Raw genomic sequence first — 23433 nt, forward strand, 5'->3', positions numbered from 1 at the left:
ACACGTGATGTGGAGTCGAGACTATGAAAATTGCCGGTGTGCAGATGGATGTCGCATTGGGACAACCCGCGGCGAATCTGACAAAGATTATCTCAAAATTGACCCAGACCGCCGCTGCCGGCGCGACGCTGACCGTGTTTCCTGAATGCGCACTGACGGGATATTGTTTCGACAGCCGCGAGGAAGCGCTCGAATCTGCCGAGACGATTCCCGGACCGTCAACGCAACGACTCGCCGAAGCGTGTGCAGCGACCAATAGTTTTGCCGTCGTCGGCATGCTGGAAGCAGCGGGGGAGAGTCTCTACAACGCTGCAGTGTTGGTTGGTCCCGCGGGGGTCTTGGGAAGTTACCGCAAGGTGCATTTGCCGTTTCTGGGCATCGACCGGTTTACCAGTTATGGCGATCGTCCCTTCGCTGTGCACGCTGCCGGCGGAATGAACGTTGGTATGAATATCTGCTATGACGCATCGTTTCCCGAGGCGGCTCGTTGCTTGGCATTGCAAGGGGCGGATTTGATCGCCTTGCCTACCAATTGGCCCCCCGGTTCCGAGTGTGCCGCTGCCAGCGCGATTAACACGCGTGCTTTGGAGAATGGCGTGTATTACATTGCCGTGAACCGTGTCGGTGAGGAAAATGGGTTTCCATTTATCGGACACAGTTGCATTGCCGACCCGACTGGAGCCACGTTGGCCACATTGCCTCACGACAACGAAGCCATTCTCTACGCCGAAATCGACCTGTCGCGTGCACGGAATAAACATTATGTTCGAGTGCCCGGCAAACACGAAATTGACCGCTTTGCTGACCGCCGTCCGCATCTCTACGGCCCGGTCATCGAGCCGCATGGACGAACGCCGCCGGGACGGACTGACGTCGATTGAGAATTGGCGAAAGGAATGCAGCAATCTCATGAAATCTACACTTAGCCCCGGGCGAAGGGATCGCCATTTTGTGGCTGCCAAGACTGGCGACAGGCAGCGGTTACGGTCGGCTGATACTGAGGCTGCGCATTGGACGCCGACTACTGGATTGTTGTAGGATAGGGGGGAACACAAATCTAGGTCCTTTGACGAATGCGGCCACCATGCTCCGTTTTTAGTCCGCGAACTTGTCACACAGTGAAAAACGTCGCTCATCTAAAGAATCATTTCATTCTCGAACCCCTCCCGTAAATGTCACCGCAGAATCCACAACTGCTCTACTTCTTGGCGCTGGCCGTCATTCCGGTGATATTGCATTTTCTGTTACGGGCCAAACCCAAAAAGTTGCTGTTTCCCGCGTTGCGGTTGATTCAGATGCAACGACGGGCCAACCGTCGGCGGATGCGATTGCGGCATTTATTGCTGTTGTTACTACGCATGGCCGTGATTGCACTGATAGTAATCGGGCTGGCGCGGCCCACGGTTCCCTCAGCCAATTATTCGCCGTCGATGAGTGAAATCGTGACGACGCTCTTCATTCTCGCAGCCGCGGCGGGCGGGTATTGGGCGATGTTGCGTTTTTGGCGCCGTAAACAATTACCGGAGTATGACTTGGCCCAGCGGCGGTCGTTTTTACGCGGAGGCGTTGCTGTTGGAACGTTGGTGCTGCTTCTGCTGCTTGTTGTTTGGCCCTTTCAACGGCGGATATCCGCGGCGATATCACAACCGACCATTCAACAGGCGGAAAACCTGCCCGTCGCAGCGGTGTTCCTGTTCGACACCAGTCTGAGCATGGACTTCAAATATGAAAATAAGACGCGGCTAGAACGTGCGGCAGAAATTGCCACGGAGCATCTGAATAACCTCCCCGGATCAAGTCGCATCGCCATTAGTGATACGGCATCCAATGAACCGATCCATTTCAGTCCCGATCGTGCTATCGCGCAAACACAGATTCAGGAATTGAAATCGTCAGCAATCTCCGCGGCCATCAATGACCGCATTCGCGCAGTGGTCGACCTGCAAGTGGACGACATTAGTCGCGGGCAAGGTGCGGTTGCTGACGGGGAGAAATTTGAAGATCAATTTGTCCGGGAATTGTACATTTTCACGGACTTGGCCCAGCACGCTTGGCAGCCAGAAGGAGCGCGGTTATTGCAAAATGAACTGGAACGCTTAGCGGCCTTGGGGGTGTATTTGATCGACGTTGGTGTCGAGGAACCCTCGAACACCAGTTTGACCGACTTGCGACTGTCCAGCCAAGCGGTTCCGCAAGGGGGTGTGGTGACGGTCGATGCAGCCGTGACCGGCAGCGGAACCGGCAGTGGTGTTAAGACTGTTGGGATTTCGATCCAAGGTCCTGGAGGTGAAATGATCGACCAGGGGAGCACCGACGTGCAGGTCGACCAAATCGCCACCCGCGCGCGGTTCCCCCTCAGCGGTTTGACCGGGCCGGTGGTCCAGGGAGAGGTCCGGTTAGAAACCGACGATTCGTTGTCGTTTGACGATGCCATTTCATTCACCATCGAAGTTCAGCCTCCCAAGCAAGTGCTGGTCGTCTCGGACAATTATGCGACGAAAGCCAATTTCTTCCGGACCGCTTTGTCGCCGGAGGAATTGGAACTCTCGGGGGATTCGCCGTATCGCACTAAAGTCATCGACTCGGCGAAGTTCGCTGCTGAGGATTTGAGCCGTTTCGATGTGGTCTGTTGGCTGGACGTGGGGCAGCCTGGATTCGCTGATTGGCGGGCTCTGCAACGATTTTTAGAGGCTGGCGGAGGGGCCGTTCTCTTTTTAGGCCCGAACGTCAACCAAGCCAGTTACCTCGATGAAACCGCTCAGGCTATTTTGCCGGCGGACTTATTGGCGAATCGTCCTTTCAAAGAAACCGAACAATTCGATCTGCGAAACCTCACGCATCCACTGTTGCGGACATTCGCCGAATGGGATACGAGCGAATTGGCGAGCGTAAACGTCACACGACACTGGCGGACAAAACCAGCCGACGATGCGACCGTGATCGTACCCTACACCGACGCGAACGAAACCCCGGCGATCATTGAACGCACCGTCGGCCAAGGCCGTGTCGTGATGATCACCACGCCGTTTGACCGCAGCGAATGGAGTAATCTAGTGACCTCCGTGAATGTCGCCGTGGTGCTCAGCGATCAGTTGGCGCAATACGTTTCCCGGCACGACGATGAGCGTTACAACTATACCGCCGGACAAATTCCCGTCATCAAACTCTCCGACGAATTCGAGATCAAACAGTTGCTGATCCGAAAGCCAGATCGCACACAACCGGGCAAGGATCTTCCGCCCGGCGCGGACGAAGTGGTGATTGACGATGCGCGGCTGTTGGGGAATTATCGCCTCATCCCTCGTAACGCCGACATTCAATTCGAACGAGGTTTCAGCATCAATGCCGTCGCCTCGGAAAGCGATCTTTCGCGTTTGGGCACCAGTGATCTTGATGAATTGTTCGGTGAAGGACGGTATGAAGCGGCCCGCGATATCGACAACCTCACACGACAAGTCCGGCAAGGCCGTGTCGGACGAGAAATTTTCCCTTGGGTGTTGGCAATAATGATTGGGATTTTTGTCGCTGAGCATTTCGTGGCCAATTATTTCTACGAAACCGAGACGACCGCCGCGGAAGATATCGCGCGCGGGATGTCATCAAACGCTGATCAACCAGCCGTCTAAGGGCCTACTGCGGATTCCCCATGTTCGACATCTTCCCCGACAACCTGCAACCCCGGATTGAACCCATCTGGCCCTGGCCGGTGGTGGTCGTGGTTTCGATTGTGTTGTTGGTGATCGTCCTGCGTTCCTATCGGCAGCGGGTCGCGCATTTATCACGGGGCACGCGATTCTGGTTGTTGGGGCTGCGAACGGTGGCGGCGTTGCTATTGATTTGGGCAATGTTCCGACCCTCGTTGGTTCTAACGGAAACCGATGAGCGCTCCGGGCAGTTGGTTCTCGTACACGAAAACTCGCGGAGCTTGGATCTCGCCGACGGTCCGGGTGGATTGACGCGCTGGGAGACGATTCTAAAAACATTGGCTGACAATCAAGACTTGTTGGACCAGATTAAAGAAAAGGTTGAGGTCGTACATTACGAGTTCAATAGCGAAATCACTCAGGTGGACAAGCCCTCCTCGGCCGCCGATGGGGAAATGACGGCCATCGGTCATGCCTTGGAATACCTGACCCGTACCCTGCAACCCGATGTCGTGACCGGTGTGTTTCTGTTTAGCGATGGAGCACAACGAGCGCTGCCGCCGTTCGACATCGATCCGCGCGGAGCAGTCCGCCAATACCGGGCGGCGCACAATGCGCCGATACACACCGTCGGCGTCGGTTCATCGAGTCTCACCGATTCGACGATGGATCAAATCGCTGAGGATTTGAAGGTCAATCCGACGGTGTTTGAAAAGAACCAAGTGCTGGTCGGAGCGAATATCCGCGCCTTGGGGGTCGCCAATCGCGATTTGACGGTCAAATTGATGGTCGAAGATCCCAGCATTCGTGATCCCAACAAGAACAACATGAAACTAGCGGCACCGGCGCAGAAGCTGCGCACGACACGCACACAAGACGTGCTGCCGGTCGAGTTTACATGGACGCCGCAATACGCGGGCGAATACAAAATCTCTATTGAAGTCGAGCCGCTTGAAGGCGAGTTGATTACCAGCAACAATGTGCTCACCACCTTTGTCACGGTGCTCAAAGGTGGGTTGAGCGTCGCTTACTTCGATATTTGGCGGCCAGAAATGGGAAAGCTGGCCGAGGTTGGCCGCTCTCCCGATATCCAAATCGACCGGCAAATCGTCCGCTATCGGGGCGAGGCTGAGCCGACGAAAATTCAAGACGAATGGTTCGAACCGGGCCGATACGACGTCTACATCATCGGCGACGTCCCTGCCAAGGTTTTTGGCGAACGGAACCTGAGGCGATTGGCCGAAGCTGTCAGTCAAGGTGCCGGTTTGATCATGACCGGCGGATTTCACAGTTTCGGTGCCGGCGGCTATGCGACGACACCGCTACAGGATCTGCTCCCGGTGGTGATGTACCCCACGGAGATCCTCAATGAGGATGAATTGGACGAGAGTTTGCAAATCTCCAATCCGGTACAAATGTTGCCGACCATCGAAGGTCGCGGCGATTTTGTGATGCGAATGGGGAATCTCGGCGACGAAAGTACCGGTTGGGAACAACTTCCCAAACTGGAAGGAGCAACCAAACTCACGCCCAAAAAGCTGGGACTGGCCCGCGTGCTGGCGGAAACTGAGACGCAACAACCGCTATTGATCGCCCAAGAATACAACCCCGGCCGCGTGATGGCTTTTGCCGGCGACACCACGTATCTGTGGTATCTGGCGGGATTCGCCAATGAGCAACAACAGTTCTGGCGGCAAGTGATCTTGTGGTTGGCGAACAAGGACTCACAAGGCGATGACTCGGTGTGGGTCAAACTCGAAGGACGGCGGTTTCGTCCCGGACAAAAAGTGCCCTTCACCTTCGGCGCTCGCGACGAAGAAGGTAAGCCGCTCACCGATGTCGAATTTCAAACACAAGTAGTCGGCCCGGAGGACAAACGATATCCCGTGGCTCCCCAACGCAGCGGTGATTTGAATTTCGGTGAATTCGCCGAATCCGCTTTGCCGGGTGAGTATCGCGTGGAAGTCAGCGCGGTGCGAAATGGAAAACCGTTGGGTTACAGTGCCAAAGCGCGGTTTGTGGTTTTCGAACAAGATTTGGAAATGTACAACCCGGCGGCCGACCCGTCACTGTTGCAAGAGATCTCGTCGGTCACGCAAGGACGGTTTCTATTGCCGGAAGATTTTCGCGGTTTTCTTGAGGAATTGATCGACAAGGGCATCAATCGCCAACTGACGCAAAACAAAGTGGTTTCGCTGTGGGACAACTGGATCTTATTGGTCTGTTTTGTCGGTGTGATGTCGACCGAATGGTTTCTCAGGAAAAAACGGGGAATGGTTTGATGCGGAGTTCTGATTGTCTCCGCCAACTCTGCTCAGTCGCCATGTGAGCGAAATCGCTATGCCAGCTAGAACATTTTCTGACGCAGAAGCCGCCATGCGCCGCGCCTTGGAAATCGCCGCCTGGGGGACCGGGCGGGTCGAACCGAATCCGCAGGTCGGGGCGGTGATCGTTGATGAGCAAGGAACGCTGATCTGTGAAGGACACCACCAACAATTCGGCGGCCCTCACGCAGAGGTCAACGCCATCACCGCAGCCGCCGGGAACACCGCCGGGAAAACATTGTTTGTCACGCTAGAACCGTGTTCACATCACGGGAAAACACCCCCCTGCTCCCAAGCGGTGATTGATGCGGGATTTGCTAAGGTCGTTGTCGCAATGCTCGATCCCTCGCCGCACACAGCTGGTCGTGGAGTGCAGCAGCTGCGCGAAGCGGGGATCGAGGTCGAGGTGGGGTTGCTGGAAACCGACGCCCGCGCATTGATCGCCCCGTTTTTAAAATTACTCACAACCGGTCGGCCGTACGTACACGCCAAATGGGCCATGACGCTCGACGGAAAGTTGGCGTCGCGGACCGGGCATTCCCAATGGATTTCCAGTCCTGAATCAAGAGCGATTGTGCATGAATTGCGAGGACGAATCGATGCGATTGTCGCGGGGGCGAAGACTGTCGCCGGCGATGATCCGTTACTGACCGCACGACCGGTCGGCCCGCGCACCGCGACCCGCGTTGTCGTTGATTCGCAAGCGGAACTGCCGCTCAATTCGCAGCTGGTCAAGACCATTTCCGAAGCCCCCTTGCTGTTGGCGACGCGCCACGAAGCCGCGCCGCAGCGCGTGGAACAACTACAAACTGCGGGCGTAGAAGTGGTCCAATTCGCCTCCCCTGCGGGAACCGGCGTTCCACTTGGCGAGTTGTTGGATGAATTGGGGCGGCGGCAGATGACCAACGTGCTGTTCGAAGGGGGCGGAACCGTGCTGGGATCGTTGTTCGATGAACAGCTCGTCGATGAAGTACACGTGTTCGTCGCTCCCAAAATTGTGGGAGGCCTCTCCGCCATCACCCCGGTTGGTGGCCTGGGTCTGGAACAGATCCCTGCTCTGCCGTCGCTGAATATACCGTCGATGACCATCGTGGGCGGGGACGTTTATATTCACGGGCGTGTGAACCAAGCCGATGCCTGAATGCCGCCGGTTAGCGTCGCAATTTCGCACGACCGTAGTAGAATGGGCTTGCTATTCATCCAGCAACGGCTAAGAGTTTCTCAGCCATCCTTTTATAGAATTCGTCTCCCTATGCGTATTCAACCTATCGTGATTGCCTTGTTGTTCGCGGGAATCACAGCAACGGCGCTGCCGGCAGCTGAATTTGATGTGGTCATTTACGGAGGCACCTCCGCCGCCGTCACAGCCGCCGTCGAAGCCAAGCAATCGGGCAAATCGGTGGTGGTGGTTTCGCCGGATAAGCATCTAGGCGGACTGTCCAGCGGCGGACTGGGCTGGACCGATACCGGAAACAAAGCGGTCATCGGCGGATTGGCTCGTGAGTTCTATCACCGTGTGTGGAAACATTATCAAACCCCTGAGGCTTGGAAGTGGCAACCTCGCGAAGAGTATGGCGGACGCGGACAGGGAACCCCCGCCGTCGACGGCGCGCAGCGTACCATGTGGATTTTTGAACCCCATGCGGCCGAGTCGGTCTTTGAAGATCTGATTCGCGAACACAAAATCCCGATGCATCGCGATGAATGGCTTGACCGCGAGAACGGGGTCAAAAAAGAAGGCGCAAAGATCACTTCGATCACCACTCTCAGTGGCAAAACCTACAACGGGCAAATGTTTATTGACGCCACCTACGAAGGGGACCTGATGGCGGCCGCCGGCGTGGAATATACCATCGGCCGCGAGGCGAAAAGCCAATATGGCGAGCAGTGGAACGGTGTGCAAACCGGCGTGCTGCATCACAAACACCACTTTGGTGCGGTGAAAACGCCAATCAGCCCGTACCGCATTCCCGGTGATCCACAGAGCGGCTTGCTCCCGCGGATCAGTCCGCAGCCGCCGGGGGAATATGGGGCAGCAGACAAAAAGATTCAAGCGTACTGCTTCCGCATGTGCCTGACGGACGATCCGCAAAACCGGGTGCCGTTCCCCAAACCGGAAGGTTACGACCCGGCGCAATACGAACTACTCGTGCGGATTTTCAATGCGGGTTGGCGAGAGACGTTTAACAAATTCGACCCCATTCCCAATCACAAAACCGACACCAACAACCACGGCCCGATGAGCACCGACAATATCGGTTACAACTACGACTACCCGGAAGCGTCGTATGAGCGGCGACGCGAAATTATCGCCGAGCATGAAACCTATCAAAAAGGGTGGCTGTATTTCATCGCCCACGATCCACGCGTCCCCAAAGAGGTTCAACAGGAGATGCAACAATGGGGATTGGCGGAAGACGAATTCGTCGACAACGGTCATTGGCCGCACCAAATCTATGTCCGCGAAGCCCGTCGCATGGTGGGCGATTTCGTGATCACCGAAAACGAACTGCTCAACAAACCACCGATCCCCGATTCGGTCGGCATGGGGTCGTATGGCATGGATTCACACAACGTGCAGCGGTACGTCACGCCGGACGGGCATGTGCAAAACGAAGGTGACATCGGCCGTTCCACCCGCGGACCGTACCAAATCGCCTATCGCGCGCTGGTCCCCAAACGGGGCCAATGCGACAATTTGTTGGTCCCGGTCTGCGTCTCCAGTTCGCACATCGCCTTCGGCTCCATCCGTATGGAACCGGTCTTCATGATCCTCGGCCAATCCACCGCCACGGCAGCGGTGATGGCGATCGACGAAGGATTAACCGTGCAAGATGTCTCCGCAGTAAAACTGCAAAAAGAATTGCTGAAACGCGGACAAGTTCTTGAAATTCCAGCAGAGTGAACGCACGCCAGTTGAGCGCCTGGCGGCTTCGCTACAAAAACTAAAAGATGAACCACGAAAAAAACGAAAGACACGAAAACGATAAAAAAGAAGACTAGAAATAACCCCTTTCTTTTTTCGTGTATTTCGTGCCTTTCGTGGTTATTTTTTTCAAACCCACTCCAGACGCCGCTTAACGCACAACCAAGTCATTAGTTTTTCGGCTTAAAGGTCCACCAGTATGTCATCTACCATCATCGCCGGTCGTTTTGTGAATCCCGAACGGGAATGGACCGGGCAAATCCGACTTGAAGGCGACACGATTGTCGAAGTTGGTGAGCGACTCGGGACGCCGGATGTGGAATTCGGTGAGGACTGCTATGTCTTTGCCGGGATGGGAGATATTCATATTCATGCCCGCGATGACCAGAGTGAGACGCAAACCTATAAAGAAGATTTCCGCACCGCCGCAGCCGCGGCTGTGAATGGTGGGGTCGTGCAAGTCGCCGATATGCCCAACAATCCGGTAGCGCCGATTGATGATGCTTCATATCGGGCGAAGCAGCAGCATCTGGCGGCGCGCGATGTGCCGATACAAGTCACGCTTTACGCAGGAATCGGTCCCGGGACGCGGCCGCTGTCATTTGCCGTGCCGTATAAGGCCTACATGGGGCCGAGTGTGGGGGATTTATTTTTCTCGACGTTAGCAGATTTGGATGAAACCCTCGCGCATTATCGTGGGCAGTGCGTGAGTTTTCATTGCGAGGATCCCGAACTGCTCGAACAACACAAATCAGCCGCGACGCACGAACAACGACGACCGGCAGAGTGCGAACTTTCAGCGACGCGGTTTGCGCTACAGATGATCGAAAAATATGAACTGCGCGGCAAGCTGTGCCATTATTCCGTGGGCGAAGGGCTGCCGTTGATACGTGCGGCGCGTGCCAAGGGGTTGGACGTGACGTGCGAAGTGACGCCGCACCATTTGTATTACGATGTTTCTGATCTCACCGACGAAAACCGCGGATGGATGCAAATGAATCCCCCCTTGCGAGACATTGCCGACCGCAAGGCGATGCTGGCCGCACTCCGGGACGGGACGTTGGATTATCTGGCCACCGATCACGCGCCGCACACGCTGGAAGAAAACACCGCCGGCATTTCCGGGCAGCCACACTTGGATACCTACGGCGAATTCGTCACCTGGTTGATAGCCGAGCAAGGTTTTACCGCCGGGCAGGTCGCCGCGTTTTGTGCGGAGAACCCAGGTCGGTTTGTGAATCCTTATACAGCACCGCTAAAATTCGGTCGCATCGAGCCGGGATATGTCGCATCACTGACGGTATTAAATCTCGCCCGCCCCACAACCATCCGCCGCGAGGACCTCAAAACCAAATGCGGCTGGTCCCCCTTCGAGGGAGTCACCTTCCCCGGCAGCATCGAAGCCGTCTACGTCCGTGGCGAATGTCTCAAATAAACAATTCCAAACCGAGGACTTGTCGTATTCGACGGGCATGATGTCGGCAGGCATGATTTTCAAACGGCGACATAGAATTTCGAGGACCGCATCACCCCCCGTTAAATCCACCACCCCGGAACGCCGCCGCGAAAAACCCCAAAGGGGTTTCACATCATAGCCCAGGGTAAGCGGCAAAGCCGCGCCACCCTGGGAATGAAAGCCGACATCAAACAAACCCTGAAAGGGTTTTTCAATCGTTGGGCTGACTGGCGATCCCTCCGCATTACAGTCGCAAAAAGATTTTGTTGCGGTAGAGCACATACAAGAACAACCAGACCAGAAAAATTTCGCCGCCGGCCCACATCGCGGGGTGGATTTTGTGTTGGCCTCGCTGGAAGAGCAACTCAAAGATGGCGGGGAAGTCGACGAATTCGCGGACCATATAAATCGTGATTGCGTTCATGCCGATCACGATGAAGGGAAAGGCCAATTTTTTCCAGCCCCAAACATCGACAAACAAATACGAAATCGATAAAGCGATACAACTCCAGCCGGTTGTGTACAACACAAACGAACTGGTCCACAGGTTTTTGTTGATCGGAAACCAAGGGTTCCACAATCGAGCCAAGGCAACACAGGCGACGCCGGCGGCAAAGAGCGTGATCGTTTTCTGTTCGCCTTCCTTTTTGCTCAACTTCAACCAATGCCCGGCTAAGACTCCGGTGAGCACCGTGGCGATTGCCGGAATTGTAGAGAACAAACCTTCCGGGTCGCGGACCTCTTTGTAGAGCACGCCCGGCATGATTATTTGGTCGATGTATCCGCTCAACGTGTGCCCCGGTGTCCAGTCACCGGCACCGAAGCCGGGGACGGGGATAAATCGCATCGCCGCCCAATAGCCGATCAAAATGCCGACGATCCAAATCACCTGCCCGCGGATATTGGTATTCAGTGCAATGAATGCGGCAAACATATAGCTCAACCCAATGCGGCCCAACACGCTGGCATAGCGTTGATTTTCAAAGTCGAGCAGCAGCATGCCGTTAAATATCGCACCAAAGAGCACCAGCAACAGCCCACGGCGTATCACGCGGGCATACAGTTTCGATGGTGGCGTTCCCGTATCTCGTTGCCGTAGCAACGAAAAGGGCATGGCGACGCCGACGATGAACATGAACAACGGAAAGATCTGATCGTAGGCGGTATACCCATTCCACTCGGGATGTTCGGTGAGGAACGCCACCTTTTCGCCCCATTCGGGTTTCATCGCAGCGGCAACGGCTTCGACAAATCCCGCGCCGCCGATGATCCAAAACATATCGAAACCGCGAAGGGCATCGAGCGACATCAGCCGTGGAGAGGGTTGTTCGGCAGCAGCTTTGGGGGAGGCAGCGGGCATCTTCACGGTCTTTCGCACGGGACAGCAGTTCTAAGGGGATCACGGCTGGAGATCATCAAGGTAGCAAAACCAGCCCCACCGCCGCCAGCGAATTCGCCGAATGCTAAGCGAAACTCACCACCGTGTGAGCCGCAGTCACGGCGGTCTTGTTGCGTCGATGCGGCGAAATACGTAACCTGAATAGGTTGCGATCAACGATTCTGACGATCGCGACCAGCTGCATTGAAACCAATGAGGAGATGACCGACCCGTGATTATTCGCTACGCGACCTGCTTATTTTTTGTTATTGCCACACAGATTCTCACATGCGTTGCCGCGACCGCTCAAGAAGCGGAATTTGACTACAACAATGTCCAAGCCCCGCCCAAACCGGCGCCGGGGTGGGTCAAGATGATTGACCAAGGGACGTTGAATCCCGAATTGGCCGGCTATCAAACGCCAGCGGGTATCAAAGTCGAGATCGTGGCGACGGAACCGGAAATCGTCAATCCCGTCGGCATGCGATTCGGACCGGACGGCACGCTCTACATACTGGAATGGGTCAAAGGCAAGTCGGCCGAGCAAACCTACTACGATGTGACCCTTAAAGATGGCACACAACTAAGCATTTTGCGGATGACTAAAGACGTGCCCGATGTGTTGAAAACGCTCCAAGACACAACCGGCGACGGCAAATATGATGCGGCGCAGGTCGTTTTAGATGATCTTGAGTTGTCCTCGTCGGTGGCTTTTCATGATGGCTGGACGTACTTGCCGTCGGTGGGGCACGTGATTCGTCGCAAGCAATCCAAAGCCGAGGGGCCGTTCGATCTCCAGGAAGAAGTCCTGCGTGGATTTTGCGGATTTCACCATCATCAAATCTCCGGCGTGACTTTTGGCCACGACGGGGGGATGTATGTCACCTCCGGCGACAATGACAATCGCGGCGAAGGGGTCGACGGGACGCGCGTCGATGTCATGCGATGCGGCGTGGTTGTCCGTAGCACACCGGACGGGCGGCAGTTGACGGAATTTGCTCGCGGATTTCGCAATCCGTACCGCGACGTGGTCTTTGATGAAAACTTCAACATGTTCCATGTCGACAACGACCAGGAAGACGGGTCGAAGTTCATGGGCGTCCGCATCATGCATGTGGTGGAAGGGGCCGATTACGGATGGCGGTTGTTTCCCGAGGTCGAATGTTGTCGCAGCGACTTTCAACGTGGAGCGGTCAATGGCGAGTTGCCCGGCAAGTTACCTTCGATGATCAAAACCGGTCGCGGTGCGCCGGCCGGGCTGTTGCATTACACCGGCACAGCATTTCCCGAAGAGTTTCGCGGCGTCTTCATTTATCCTGATGTCTATCGCAAATCGGTGCGTGGGTATTTCGTCGAACCGCAGGGAGCCACGTTCCGCATCACAAAAGAATTCACGCTGATGCAGTCGGACGACGATTATTTCCGGCCCTGCCAAGCAGCGATGGGACCGGACGGCGCGATTTATGTGCTCGACTGGCGGACGGACTCCGGCGGTGCGGGCAAATTGTGGGGAGACGGCGTGCATGGGCGGTTGTATCGACTGAGTTGGGCCGGCACCGACGAGATGCCGGCCATTCCACTTCAGCCGGCCGACAGTTGGGCCAAGCTGGCAGCGGCCGATGATGCGCAGTTGGTCGAAATTCTAAAAACCGGCGATTTCGAACAACGCAGCCGCGCGACGGACGAACTTGTCAAACGCGGTGAGAAACACCGTGCGACGTTTTTGAAAATCCTTGCCGACGAAAAAGCACCGATTCATGCCAAACTGCACGCGTTGGGAGGCATGCAGCGATTTTGGGACGCAAGCGTACAAGCCGCGCTGGTGACGGCGCTGCAGCATAAAGATGCGAACATCCGCCGGTTGGCGGCCGACGGATTGGGTAATCACTTGCGATATGCGCCGGAGGGCCAAACGCCGCAACATGGGTATTTGCCGGCCGATACGACCGTCTCTCGTGGGTTGGAATTACAATTCCGTACCGAGACCGATTTGGCGGTCAAACGGCAAACGGCACTGGCACTGGCCAAAATTTACGGTGCCCGCGTTGCCCCGTTGATTGCCAATGCCTTGTATCACGAGGACGCAAACGATGTCTATTACCGCGACGGATTGATTCGTGCGTTGGAGCATACTGGTCGAGCGGGGATTTCTAAGTTCACAGGCTGGTTGCAGTCCGATGATCCAGCAGCGCGGGAAACAGCTGTCCGGGTCTTCGAAGCGCTACGGACACGCGAGGCCGCCCATGAGTTGGCCATCGCCATTGAACACTCCGATAAACTGACGAGTGAGCAACGCATCCGCCTGTTCGCATCCTACCGCAACTATCAACTCAATCCGCCCATCACAGGCGATGCTGTTGCCAACTGGCTGGAGCAACATCCGGCCGCCGGCGTTGACGAAACTCTGGCGGGCCTCAATGCGGTTTCGCTGGTCGGGGGTGTTGCGCCGGAGCGACTGCAGGCGATGATTCTCAAGCTAATCAACTCCGACGAAGCAGACGTACGGCTGACGGTGATGCAAAGCATTCGTGATCTGGGGCTGATCGCCGCCATCGATGCGCTGGCGGCCAATTTGAAGTCCGAACAAACATCGCTGGAAGAAAAACGGGAAATCCTGAAAACCTTCGGCGCGCTGCGCGCCAATGAAACGATCGGCCTGCTGGTGGAATGGACCGAAAAAGAAGGTCCGCTTCGCGCCGATGCGTTGGAGGCGCTCACCGAAGTCGATTTCCGCCGTGCTTTGGCGGTCTCCAGCGAAACCATCGCCACCACCAAAGATGTGGCCTATCAAGCGGCTGCGATCCGCGTGTTGGGGAGTACCCCGGAACGGGCAAAGTTTGCCGGGACGCTGTATGCGGACCGACGTCTGCCGGTCAGTTTGTTGCCAGTGGTCTCCGAAGCACTCCGCAAACATGCGGACAAGGACCCGCAAGTTGCCGCTGTCCTCAAACGCGTGCTTGCGGGCGGCTTGGCGTTGTCGTTGGACCCCCAAGAGGTCAAACGCGTCGAAGAGATGGTGGCCACCGTCGGCCGTCCGCAAAACGGTATGGGAGTATTTTTGGACAAAAATAAGGTCAGTTGCGTCGGTTGCCACTCGTTGGAAGGGGTCGGCGGAAACACCGGGCCTGATCTGACCAAGATCTGGGAAACGCACTCGATCCCCAAGATTATGGAATCGATGATCGACCCGTCCAAGGAAATCAAAGAGGGCTATCAAAAGTTCATCGTCGAAACAGCACAAGGCCGCGTGCATACCGGGTTAAAAGTGCTGGACAACGACCAAGAAGTCGTGATCCGTGATGCGCAGGGCAAGGAGACGCGCATCGCTAAAACCGACATCGAGTTTTTAGAGCCGGATGAAAAAAGCTTGATGCCGGACAACGTGATCGCTCTGCTGAACTATCAAGAATTCATCGACCTCGTCGCGTTTCTCAAAGATCGCGACGCGCAAGAAACATTGCGGACACGCAATTTTCATTGGTGGGTCGCCGGGTTGTATCCGGGCGAATTGGAAACGGCCTATCCGCCGGAGCAAAATCCCGATCCCCAGCAACCGGTGAACGATGCCGAAGGCAATCCACTTCCATGGCGGTCGACACTCGTCTCGGCCAGCGGCTTATTGGATTTGGGGGCTATCTTTGGCGCGCAAGCGGACGTCTCGGCCTATGCGTTGACCTATGTGCATTCCCCTCAGGATCAAGACGCGGTCCTCTCGGTCGGATCGAATGACCAATGTCGCGTTTGGCTCAACGGAAAATTGGTTCACAAGCAAACGGCCGGCCGCACGGCACGCCCGGACCAGGACAAAGTCAGCATTCGCCTCAAACAAGGTTGGAATCCGATCTTGGCGAAAATCGTCAACGAAGGGGGCGCGCATCAGTTCTATATGAAAATTCTCGGCCCCCGCGATATCCGCTTCAACCGCGAACCCAAATTTCCTGAACCGGCTGCGAAGTGAGTCTGCTTTTTCTCGCTTTCCATCAGGGGAATTGGACGGATTTTTGGGCCACCGAGAAAACACAGATTGAACACTGAGAAAAACTTTGTATCGTTAATGTCACGGAGTCATTTCTAAATGACTTGCTGTTCAACATTTCATTTCTCGTACAACTAGCTGGCATATTTGATGGTTCGTCACGTCAGCGCTCGATGTCTCGGTCGTGCCGTGTTCGGTCTGCCCTACCGCCCCTGACTGCAAGCAGTCAGTAGGGAGGTCTGCCGGGTCACGGTTTCAAATCCATTTTTGATCTGTGTTCAATCCGCGGTGATGTGAACCGTCTCAATAGTTGATGCGACATTCACCACGGTCTGGATATCCTGTTGCCTGTTTTCAGACGCCGAGTTCCGCCACATCTCTTTACATCGGGAGTTCTCCCATGTTGCTGATCGTTTCACGGTCGTGCAGTTGGCTGGCCGTTTTGTGGATTGTGTTGGCAAATTCTTCGTTCGTCTCGGCCTATGAACCAGCCGACCCGCCGGAATTCGCCCCCTGGCTGCAACCACAGGAGTGGGAACGCGATACCAAGGGGCCGATCATCGAACTTGGCGAACAAGACGCGTTTGACGACATGCATGTCTTCGCACCATGCGTCGCGCTGGAGGAGGGGCAGTACCGCATGTGGTATGCCGGATCGCAGGGCAAGGTCTCCAAACGGGTTTTCCGATTGGGGCTGGCCAGCTCCAAAGATGGCCGCACCTTTGAAAAACATCCTGGCAATCCTGTCTTTGAATTCGGCGACGGCGAATCCTCGATACTCACACCGACGCTCTTGCGCTATGCAGATGGTTCGGTACTCCGCGAAGACGGAAAATTGCGGATGTGGTTTAGCGCCAGTCATCTATTTGGAAAGAGCGTACACAATTTGCACGAAACCCAAAGTCACGACGGCATCCAGTGGTCGCCCCCCAGCGATCCACAACTGAGCGGCGTTTATGCCCCCACGATCCTGAAGATCGACGATACCTATCAGATGTGGTACACCGACGTCTCCGCGGAACCTTGGAAAATTCGGCATGCGCAAAGCAACGACGGCCAAGAGTGGAAAGAGACCAAAGAGGCGGTGCTGCGAATTGGGCAAAAATGGGAACAAGGGCGGTTGTTCTATCCGACCGTGATCAAGTCGGGCGATTTGTACTTGATGTGGTACGGTAGTTATTGGTCCGCCTTCGAGGGGAAGACCGCGATCGGTTTTGCGGTGAGCAGCGACGGCATCAACTGGGAGAAGAATCCGCACAACCCTGTCTTCCGTCCCGATCCTTCGCGCGAATGGGAATCGCACTACACGACCAGCCAATCGATACGGCAATTACCCGATGGGAGTTGGCGGATCTGGTATGCCAGTCGCCAAAAACCACCGTTTCGCCACAAATACTTTGCTATTGGCACAGCACGCTGGCAGGGGATCGCGCCGGCGCAATAGATTGCCGCCCGCTCTGACAGTTTCTGATTGCATGCGCGGAGCGGCGCCGTAGAATGGAGTCAGAGGGGGATTGATCGATCAAGCGGATCCATGCCCTGGCTTAGCATCTAGGCGAGATCCGGTTTATGAATTCCAAGTACGCAATTATCACTTGCCTCATCGCCGGATGTCTCCCCGCGCCGCTATTTGCCGACGTCATCGTATTGACGAATCGCACGAGCGAAGCAGTCTCGTTCCAGGTCAAACACCAAGCCGGACAGAAGTCGTCTTACACAATTCCGGTGAAGGAGTTGGTCTCGATTCCCGTAACAGCGGCGGTGGAAATCCAATTCGGTTCTGAGGACGCCTCTCAGATTTTGCAGGTGGAACCGAATAGCGTTTGTTTTTTTCACCAACGCGATCAGGAACTACTGGAACTGAATCGCATTGGGTTTGCCGCGGACGTGGCAAACAAGGCCGTTGTGGATGACACGGACTCGAAACGGCAGGATACGGCGCCGCCTAAAAATGATAGCGATCCTCCGAATACGAAGATCTGCACGATTCCGGTGAAACTATTTGTGGACGATGAAGAGCCGTTTGTGCGTAAGCTCTGGGAGGCGCGTCTCCGTGCGCGGCTGGAGCGGGCCTCTAAAATCTTCGAGCAACATTGCCGTGTGCGGTTCGAAGTCGTGGGCGTCGATACCTGGGATTCCAATAACGAGGTGCGACAGTTTACAAAAATGTTGGCCGAATTCGAGCGGGAATCTCGCGTTGAACCGGCGGCTTTGGCGATCGGCTTTAGCAGCCAGCGCCGCATCCTGCAGCAGCGAACTCGGTTAGGAGGGACCTTCGCGCCGCTGCGGCAGCATATCCTCATTCGGGAATGGTCAAAAAACATGGGCGAAGCAGAACGACTGGAAGTCCTGCTACACGAGTTGGGACACTATCTAGGAGCGACGCACAGTCCGGAAAAAGATTCGGCCATGCGGCCCCAATTGAATGACGGCAAGGCGAACTTGCGGTCATTTCGGCTAGGCTTTGATCCGGTCAATACGCTGGTCATGTGCTTGGTCGGCGACGAAATCCGCGAACACAACGTCCGCTATTTGCACGAACTGACACCGAAAACAAGGCAACAGCTACAATCGATTTACCGCGAAATCATTAAGATCACGCCCGACGAACCGGCTACCGTGCGTATGTTGCAATTGCTTGGTGCGGGGACACCGGGTAAACCGTCCGCACCGAAATCGAGTACGGTTCCGAAATAGTCACACGGACCGGACGGCATGCCGCCGTGTGAAGGGCGTCACAAAGTCAGTACCTGCGGATGATCACTATTGATTGTCCCTCTCAGCATTCACAGCGAATAGGAAACAGCAGTTATGAAGAACTTCCTGGGAGGAGTCTTGGTTTTGATGGGGATTTCATTGACGGCACAGGGGGCGGAGTTCGGCGAAGATGGCTATGCGGATTCCGACGGAGTCAAAATCCATTATGTCACCATGGGCAAAGGGCCGTTGGTTGTAATGATCCATGGGTTTCCCGACTACTGGTATACATGGCGGAAACAGATGCCGGTCTTGGCTCAAGACTTTCAAGTCGTGGCCATCGATCAACGAGGCTACAACAAGAGCGATCAGCCTGAGGGTGTCGAGAATTACACGGCCGACAAACTCGTCGGCGATGTCCGCGCGGTCATCGAACATTTAGGAAAAGAGAAGGCAATCGTGGTGGGGCACGACTGGGGCGGAATGGTGGCATGGATGTTTGCCATGACCCATCCTGAGATGCTAGATAAATTGGTGATCCTCAACTTGCCGCACCCCCAAGGACTGATGCGCGAATTGCGCGACAATCCCGACCAGCACAAGAGCAGCGCATACGCCCGGAACTTTCAAAAGCGGGGTGCCGCCGCTGCGCTGACCCCCGAAGCGCTGGCCGCATGGGTCAAGGATCCTGAAGACCGCAAGAAGTACGTCTCCGCATTTCAGCGTTCCTCGATTGAAGGTATGTTGAATTATTATAAGGCCAACTACCCCCGCGCACCGTACGACGACAGCGAACGGACCTACCCCAAGATTCAAAGCCCGGTGCTGATGTTTCATGGCCTGGATGATTGGGCGTTGTTGCCAGGGGCGCTGAATGACACCTGGCAATGGGTCGACAAGGACCTCACCTTGATCACGGTCCCAGGCGCGGGGCATTTCATCCAACAAGACAAGCCTGATCTAGTCACCAAGCGAATGCACGCATGGTTGACTGAGGAGTAGAGTTCTTGGAATCTTTGTATGATTTTCTCAAAAACTGGAAGTCATATTAGGGTTTTCCTTGACAAACGCCCCTAAAATGAACATCCTGCAAGATGTGCCTCTTCCCATCTTTTAGAAAACCAACCGACTGGTCGGTTGTTACTCTGCAGTTCTGTGCGTATTCACGCTATTCATTTTTCTCCCGTTTCCGTCATATTGCATGAAGGAGTTTGCCCATGGCAACGCGACGTAGATCTGGTTTTACACTGATTGAGTTGTTGGTCGTCATTGCGATTATTGCGATTCTGATCGCTTTATTGTTGCCCGCCGTACAGCAAGCGCGCGAAGCCGCTCGCCGAACGCAGTGTCGCAACAATCTGAAGCAGATCGGTCTGGCATTTCACAATTACCACGATGTCTATTTGACCTTCCCGCAGACCTACCTTTCGAATGCCGACCTAACCGCAGGGACCGTGACTCCTTTGCCCGGATCAATGACTTGGCCTGCCGCTTTGTTGCCTTACATCGATCAAGGCAACGTTTACAAAGCAGTCAAAGCTGCTGGCGGTGTCCTGGATGACGTAGATGCTGCCGCTGCTGGTAGTCTCGTGGCCCAATCCACGGCAATACCGGGCTTCATCTGCCCGTCAGCGCCGCATTCTGCCAACGTGCTCACCGGCGGTGGTCCCTCCAATCCGCCCATTCCGGCTGTTGGTATTCCCTCAACGAATACTCAAACGGGCGGCGTTTGCGACTACATTACGATCATTGACCTCGACGGCGACGTTGAGGCAAATCATCAGGCGCTCTACCCGGGGGCCAACACCGCAGGAGCAATCCGCGGCGCTTTGTACCTTGTTGACGTCGGAGCCGGACCGATGGTTGCTATCAACAACAATGACGGTAACCGGATTCGTGACATGGTCGACGGAACTTCCAATACGTACTTCGTTCACGAACACGCAAATCGCGAACAAGGTTATACCGACGGTAAGGCCGATACGTTTGCCAACTCGAGTGTCGGCAGTAACGGTGGGATTTGGGTCAGCGCCTTTACGGGATCTGCCTTTGCCACCGGGACCCCGTTTAATTCGTTTGGTCTCATCGATAATGGTGTGCAAAACAGTGGACCGTGTGTGATCAACTGCACCAACGCCGTCGATGCACAGTCGGACGTTGCTGGACCTTATTCGTTCCACACCGGGGCGACACTCACTTTGCTGGGTGATGGTTCAGTCCAATCCACCAGTGAGAGCATCGACACCACTGTGTGGGCTGCTCAGAATACCCGTGCCGGTGGCGAAATCGTGAATCAATAATGGTTCTCTGCATTGCTACTGAGAATAAGACCAACCGTGACTCTTTCACGGTTGGGCTTTTCTTTTCTATCGAGAGTTTGGCCCGCCGAATCAAAAGCGTGCGTTGTTTCTTGCCTTTTTATTTGACGGCCAGCGAATGAATTCACTGTGTCCGTCGACCACCTCGGGAGATCAAGAAATCGTGAACAAGATGGAATCGGTGCCGTTTGGACCGTTGAGACTATTTAGTACTGTTGCAGTTTTGTGCTTACTAACCACGGGTTGTTCCAGTGCACGAACGCCGGAAAACGAGAAAGAAGTCGTGCCAGTCACCGGCATCGTTCATGTGGACGGGGCACCACTGGCCGGCATCGAGATCAGTTTCCATGCTGAAGAAAAGGCAACCAGTCACCGAATCTTTCCCAAAGCCACTACGGATGCGGACGGTAAATTCCAAGCATGGAGCTATCGCAAAGACGACGGACTTACCGCCGGTAATTACACGCTGACGTTTATCGACCATAGCGGCCCCAACCAACCGTTCCAAAGAGCGAGTGACAAGCCGGATCTCTTCAAGAAGAAATATACCAATCCCAAGAAGTCGGAATTCACGTTAGTCGTTCCCGAGGGTGGCGAACCGATCGACATGGGCATCATTGCATTGACGCGTCCCTGAATTGATACGCTGAGCAGGACACGATTAGTCGAGTACAGACGAGATCTACAAGTGTTGTTTCGCGATCGACGGCTGGTGACTTAGCCGTGTAAAGTCCAGATATGTAAAGCAGCCAAAACTCCGGAGCGTAGTCGCCTCCGGAGTTTTTTTCGAAAAATCTCAATAGGCCCGCGCGGCAAGCAGGATGCGCAGCGACTGTAGTGAAATACAGCAAGGCTGTGGTTAGGGCATGATGAATTCATGCCCAGCAGGCCGAATAGTCATGACGGGGCAGTGCGCCTTTTGGACGACCCGCTCCGCTACGCTACCGACTAGCAAGTGCGAAATCGGCCCCCAACCGTGTGTTCCCATGATGATGAGATCGATATCGACTTCGTCGGCATAACGAATGATCTCGACAAACGGGCGACCTTCGCGCATTTCGCGGACAATCGTCCGTCCCGCAGCCCAGTCGTCGGTCGCGATTTTATGCAATTTACGTTTTGCCGCGGGCTGCATATCCAACATCAAATCGCCCGGCGGCAGAAAACTCATGCCATGCTCTAGCGACATTTGGTGCGAGACATGGATGATATGCAATTCGGCATCAAACAGTTCTGTAAACTCGCGCGCATATTGCAGTGCGTGTTCGCTGTTCTCGCTGAAATCCGTCGGCAGTAATATTTTCTTTAGGTTGATCATCCTGATTCCCCAGCCTTGGGCATCACGCAATTTCGGCACGCGTTCTCGCGGTTTGGATCACGCTGCCACAAAACAGCGTCAAACTTTCGGTTCCCATTGCGGATCATATTCTCGCGACCAGAGTTCCATGGCTTTGTCGTCGCCCACGATGTGTCCGTCGTTGTTGCGGCAGGTCATTGCCCGGCCGGTCCGCTGGGCGATATTGCCGAGATGACACAGCAAGGTGCTCTTGTGTCCCTCTTCAATTTCCGCATTGAGGGCCAACGGTGTGTCGTTACGAATCGCCGCGAGGAAATTGAGGATATGTTCATTGTCCCCTCGGTTGCCGCCGACCTCTTTGACCACCTTGTCTTTGTTGTCGTATTGGATATACCCGCCGCCACTCTTGATGGAGAGCGTACCGTTCTCGCCATAAAAAGTGGCGAAATCGTCGACGTTGTTGTGTCGATTGCAACTCAGTCCATCCCAGGTGATCAGTTGCTTGTTGTCGAATTCCAAAGCCACTGAGGAGGTGTCGGGGGTTTGTTGATCGTCATTGAACACATACCGACCACCGGTCGATGTCACGCGAATGGGGTAGTCGACTCCCAACCCCCATCGGCAAAGGTCCAGGGCATGCACGCCGTTGTTGCCCAATTCTCCATTGCCCCAATGCCAAAACCAATGCCATTTGTAAGGGACACGGTTTTCCGCATACGGAATCCGCGGTGCGGGGCCTTGCCAGAGGTCATAATTCAACTCAGCGGGGACTTCGGCGGGGATTGTTTTTCCGGTTTCTCCGCGAGCACTGGCGTACCAACTGCGGGCACAATAGACCCTGCCGATGGCCCCTTCGTGTAACTTTGCGATCCCTTCGATGATCCCATCAGAACTGCGGCGCTGTGTTCCCATTTGTACGGCGCGATTATGTTTCCGTGCCGCTTCGATCATCATCTCCCCTTCGCGAGGATTGTGACTACACGGTTTTTCGACATAGACGTGCTTGCCGGCGGCACAGGCCAAGATGGTTGCTGGGGCATGCCAGTGGTTCGGTGCGGCACAGACCAGAGCGTCGACCTCGTTGTCGTCAAGAATCTGGCGAAAATCGCCGATTGCCTGCGGAGTCGGTCCGCCTGCCTTTTCGACGGCTCCGACAGCGGCTTCAGCGCGCGTCTTATCGACGTCGCACACATACTTGACTTCGCAGCCGGACTGCTTGGTGAACGATTGTGCCAATGAACGACCGCGACTCATGCCCATGACGCCGACGACGACCTTAGCAGAGGCGGCATTTGCAGCGAAGCTTGTTCCCGTCGATGCCGCGACGCCGATGGCCGCTCCCGTGAGAGCGGATTGATTGAGAAAAGAACGCCGGTTGAGAGCATCGGCCATAACGAAATACTCCTGGGTCGTGGTT

The 23433-nt window shown here is 55.3% G+C and carries 15 protein-coding genes; 12 read left to right on the top strand and 3 right to left on the bottom strand.

The window, feature by feature from the left end:
* Positions 1-23: 23 nt before the first annotated feature.
* The 6 genes from CA54_RS14030 to CA54_RS14055 all read left to right on the top strand — a co-directional run bounded on the left by CA54_RS14030 (position 24) and on the right by CA54_RS14055 (position 10329).
* Positions 24-881: a carbon-nitrogen hydrolase family protein gene (locus CA54_RS14030; protein WP_146371356.1), complete on the top strand. Its 858-nt coding sequence runs from the start codon at positions 24-26 to the stop codon at positions 879-881.
* 291 nt (positions 882-1172) lie between these two features.
* The gene (locus tag CA54_RS14035) at positions 1173-3626 is read left to right on the top strand and encodes a vWA domain-containing protein (RefSeq protein WP_146371357.1); all 2454 of its coding nucleotides are present in this window, start codon (positions 1173-1175) and stop codon (positions 3624-3626) included.
* A 20-nt stretch (positions 3627-3646) separates the two neighbouring features.
* Positions 3647-5926, top strand: coding sequence for a glutamine amidotransferase (locus CA54_RS14040; protein WP_146371358.1), 2280 nt, complete (start codon positions 3647-3649; stop codon positions 5924-5926).
* 58 nt (positions 5927-5984) lie between these two features.
* On the top strand, positions 5985-7109 hold the full coding sequence (gene ribD, locus CA54_RS14045) for a bifunctional diaminohydroxyphosphoribosylaminopyrimidine deaminase/5-amino-6-(5-phosphoribosylamino)uracil reductase RibD (protein ID WP_146371359.1): 1125 nt from the start codon (positions 5985-5987) through the stop codon (positions 7107-7109).
* 111 nt (positions 7110-7220) lie between these two features.
* On the top strand, positions 7221-8873 hold the full coding sequence (locus tag CA54_RS14050; protein WP_146371360.1) for an FAD-dependent oxidoreductase: 1653 nt from the start codon (positions 7221-7223) through the stop codon (positions 8871-8873).
* Between the two features lie 220 nt (positions 8874-9093).
* Complete coding sequence (locus tag CA54_RS14055) at positions 9094-10329, top strand: amidohydrolase family protein (RefSeq protein WP_146371361.1); 1236 nt, start codon at positions 9094-9096, stop codon at positions 10327-10329.
* Positions 10330-10594: 265 nt separating this feature from the next.
* On the opposite strand, the gene CA54_RS14060 is transcribed toward CA54_RS14055, so the two are convergent.
* The gene (locus CA54_RS14060; RefSeq protein ID WP_146371362.1) at positions 10595-11710 is read right to left on the bottom strand and encodes an acyltransferase family protein; all 1116 of its coding nucleotides are present in this window, start codon (positions 11708-11710) and stop codon (positions 10595-10597) included.
* A 250-nt stretch (positions 11711-11960) separates the two neighbouring features.
* On the opposite strand from CA54_RS14060, the gene CA54_RS14065 reads away from it, so the two are divergent.
* The 6 genes from CA54_RS14065 (at position 11961) to CA54_RS14090 (ending at position 21356) form a co-directional block, all read left to right on the top strand.
* Positions 11961-15686 (top strand): PVC-type heme-binding CxxCH protein, encoded by a 3726-nt coding sequence (locus CA54_RS14065; RefSeq protein WP_146371363.1) that lies wholly within the window; start codon positions 11961-11963, stop codon positions 15684-15686.
* Between the two features lie 418 nt (positions 15687-16104).
* Positions 16105-17148 carry a glycoside hydrolase family 130 protein gene (locus CA54_RS14070; RefSeq protein ID WP_197532458.1) on the top strand — a complete coding sequence of 348 codons (1044 nt, stop codon included), beginning with the start codon at positions 16105-16107 and terminating at the stop codon, positions 17146-17148.
* Positions 17149-17273: 125 nt separating this feature from the next.
* On the top strand, positions 17274-18401 hold the full coding sequence (locus tag CA54_RS14075; RefSeq protein WP_146371365.1) for a M12 family metallo-peptidase: 1128 nt from the start codon (positions 17274-17276) through the stop codon (positions 18399-18401).
* A 114-nt stretch (positions 18402-18515) separates the two neighbouring features.
* Positions 18516-19403, top strand: coding sequence for an alpha/beta fold hydrolase (locus CA54_RS14080; protein WP_146371366.1), 888 nt, complete (start codon positions 18516-18518; stop codon positions 19401-19403).
* A gap of 215 nt (positions 19404-19618) precedes the next feature.
* A complete protein-coding gene (locus CA54_RS14085) occupies positions 19619-20701 on the top strand; it encodes a DUF1559 domain-containing protein (RefSeq protein ID WP_146372393.1) in 1083 nt (360 codons plus the stop codon).
* 301 nt (positions 20702-21002) lie between these two features.
* Positions 21003-21356, top strand: a complete 354-nt coding sequence (locus CA54_RS14090; protein WP_146371367.1) for a carboxypeptidase-like regulatory domain-containing protein — start codon at positions 21003-21005, stop codon at positions 21354-21356.
* Positions 21357-21578: 222 nt separating this feature from the next.
* Here CA54_RS14090 and CA54_RS14095 read toward each other — a convergent pair whose 3' ends face one another.
* Complete coding sequence (locus CA54_RS14095) at positions 21579-22037, bottom strand: universal stress protein (RefSeq protein ID WP_146371368.1); 459 nt, start codon at positions 22035-22037, stop codon at positions 21579-21581.
* A gap of 78 nt (positions 22038-22115) precedes the next feature.
* Positions 22116-23408: a Gfo/Idh/MocA family protein gene (locus tag CA54_RS14100; RefSeq protein WP_146371369.1), complete on the bottom strand. Its 1293-nt coding sequence runs from the start codon at positions 23406-23408 to the stop codon at positions 22116-22118.
* Positions 23409-23433 lie beyond the last annotated feature (25 nt).

It is taken from the genome of Symmachiella macrocystis (genome assembly GCF_007860075.1).
Lineage (GTDB): Bacteria > Planctomycetota > Planctomycetia > Planctomycetales > Planctomycetaceae > Symmachiella > Symmachiella macrocystis.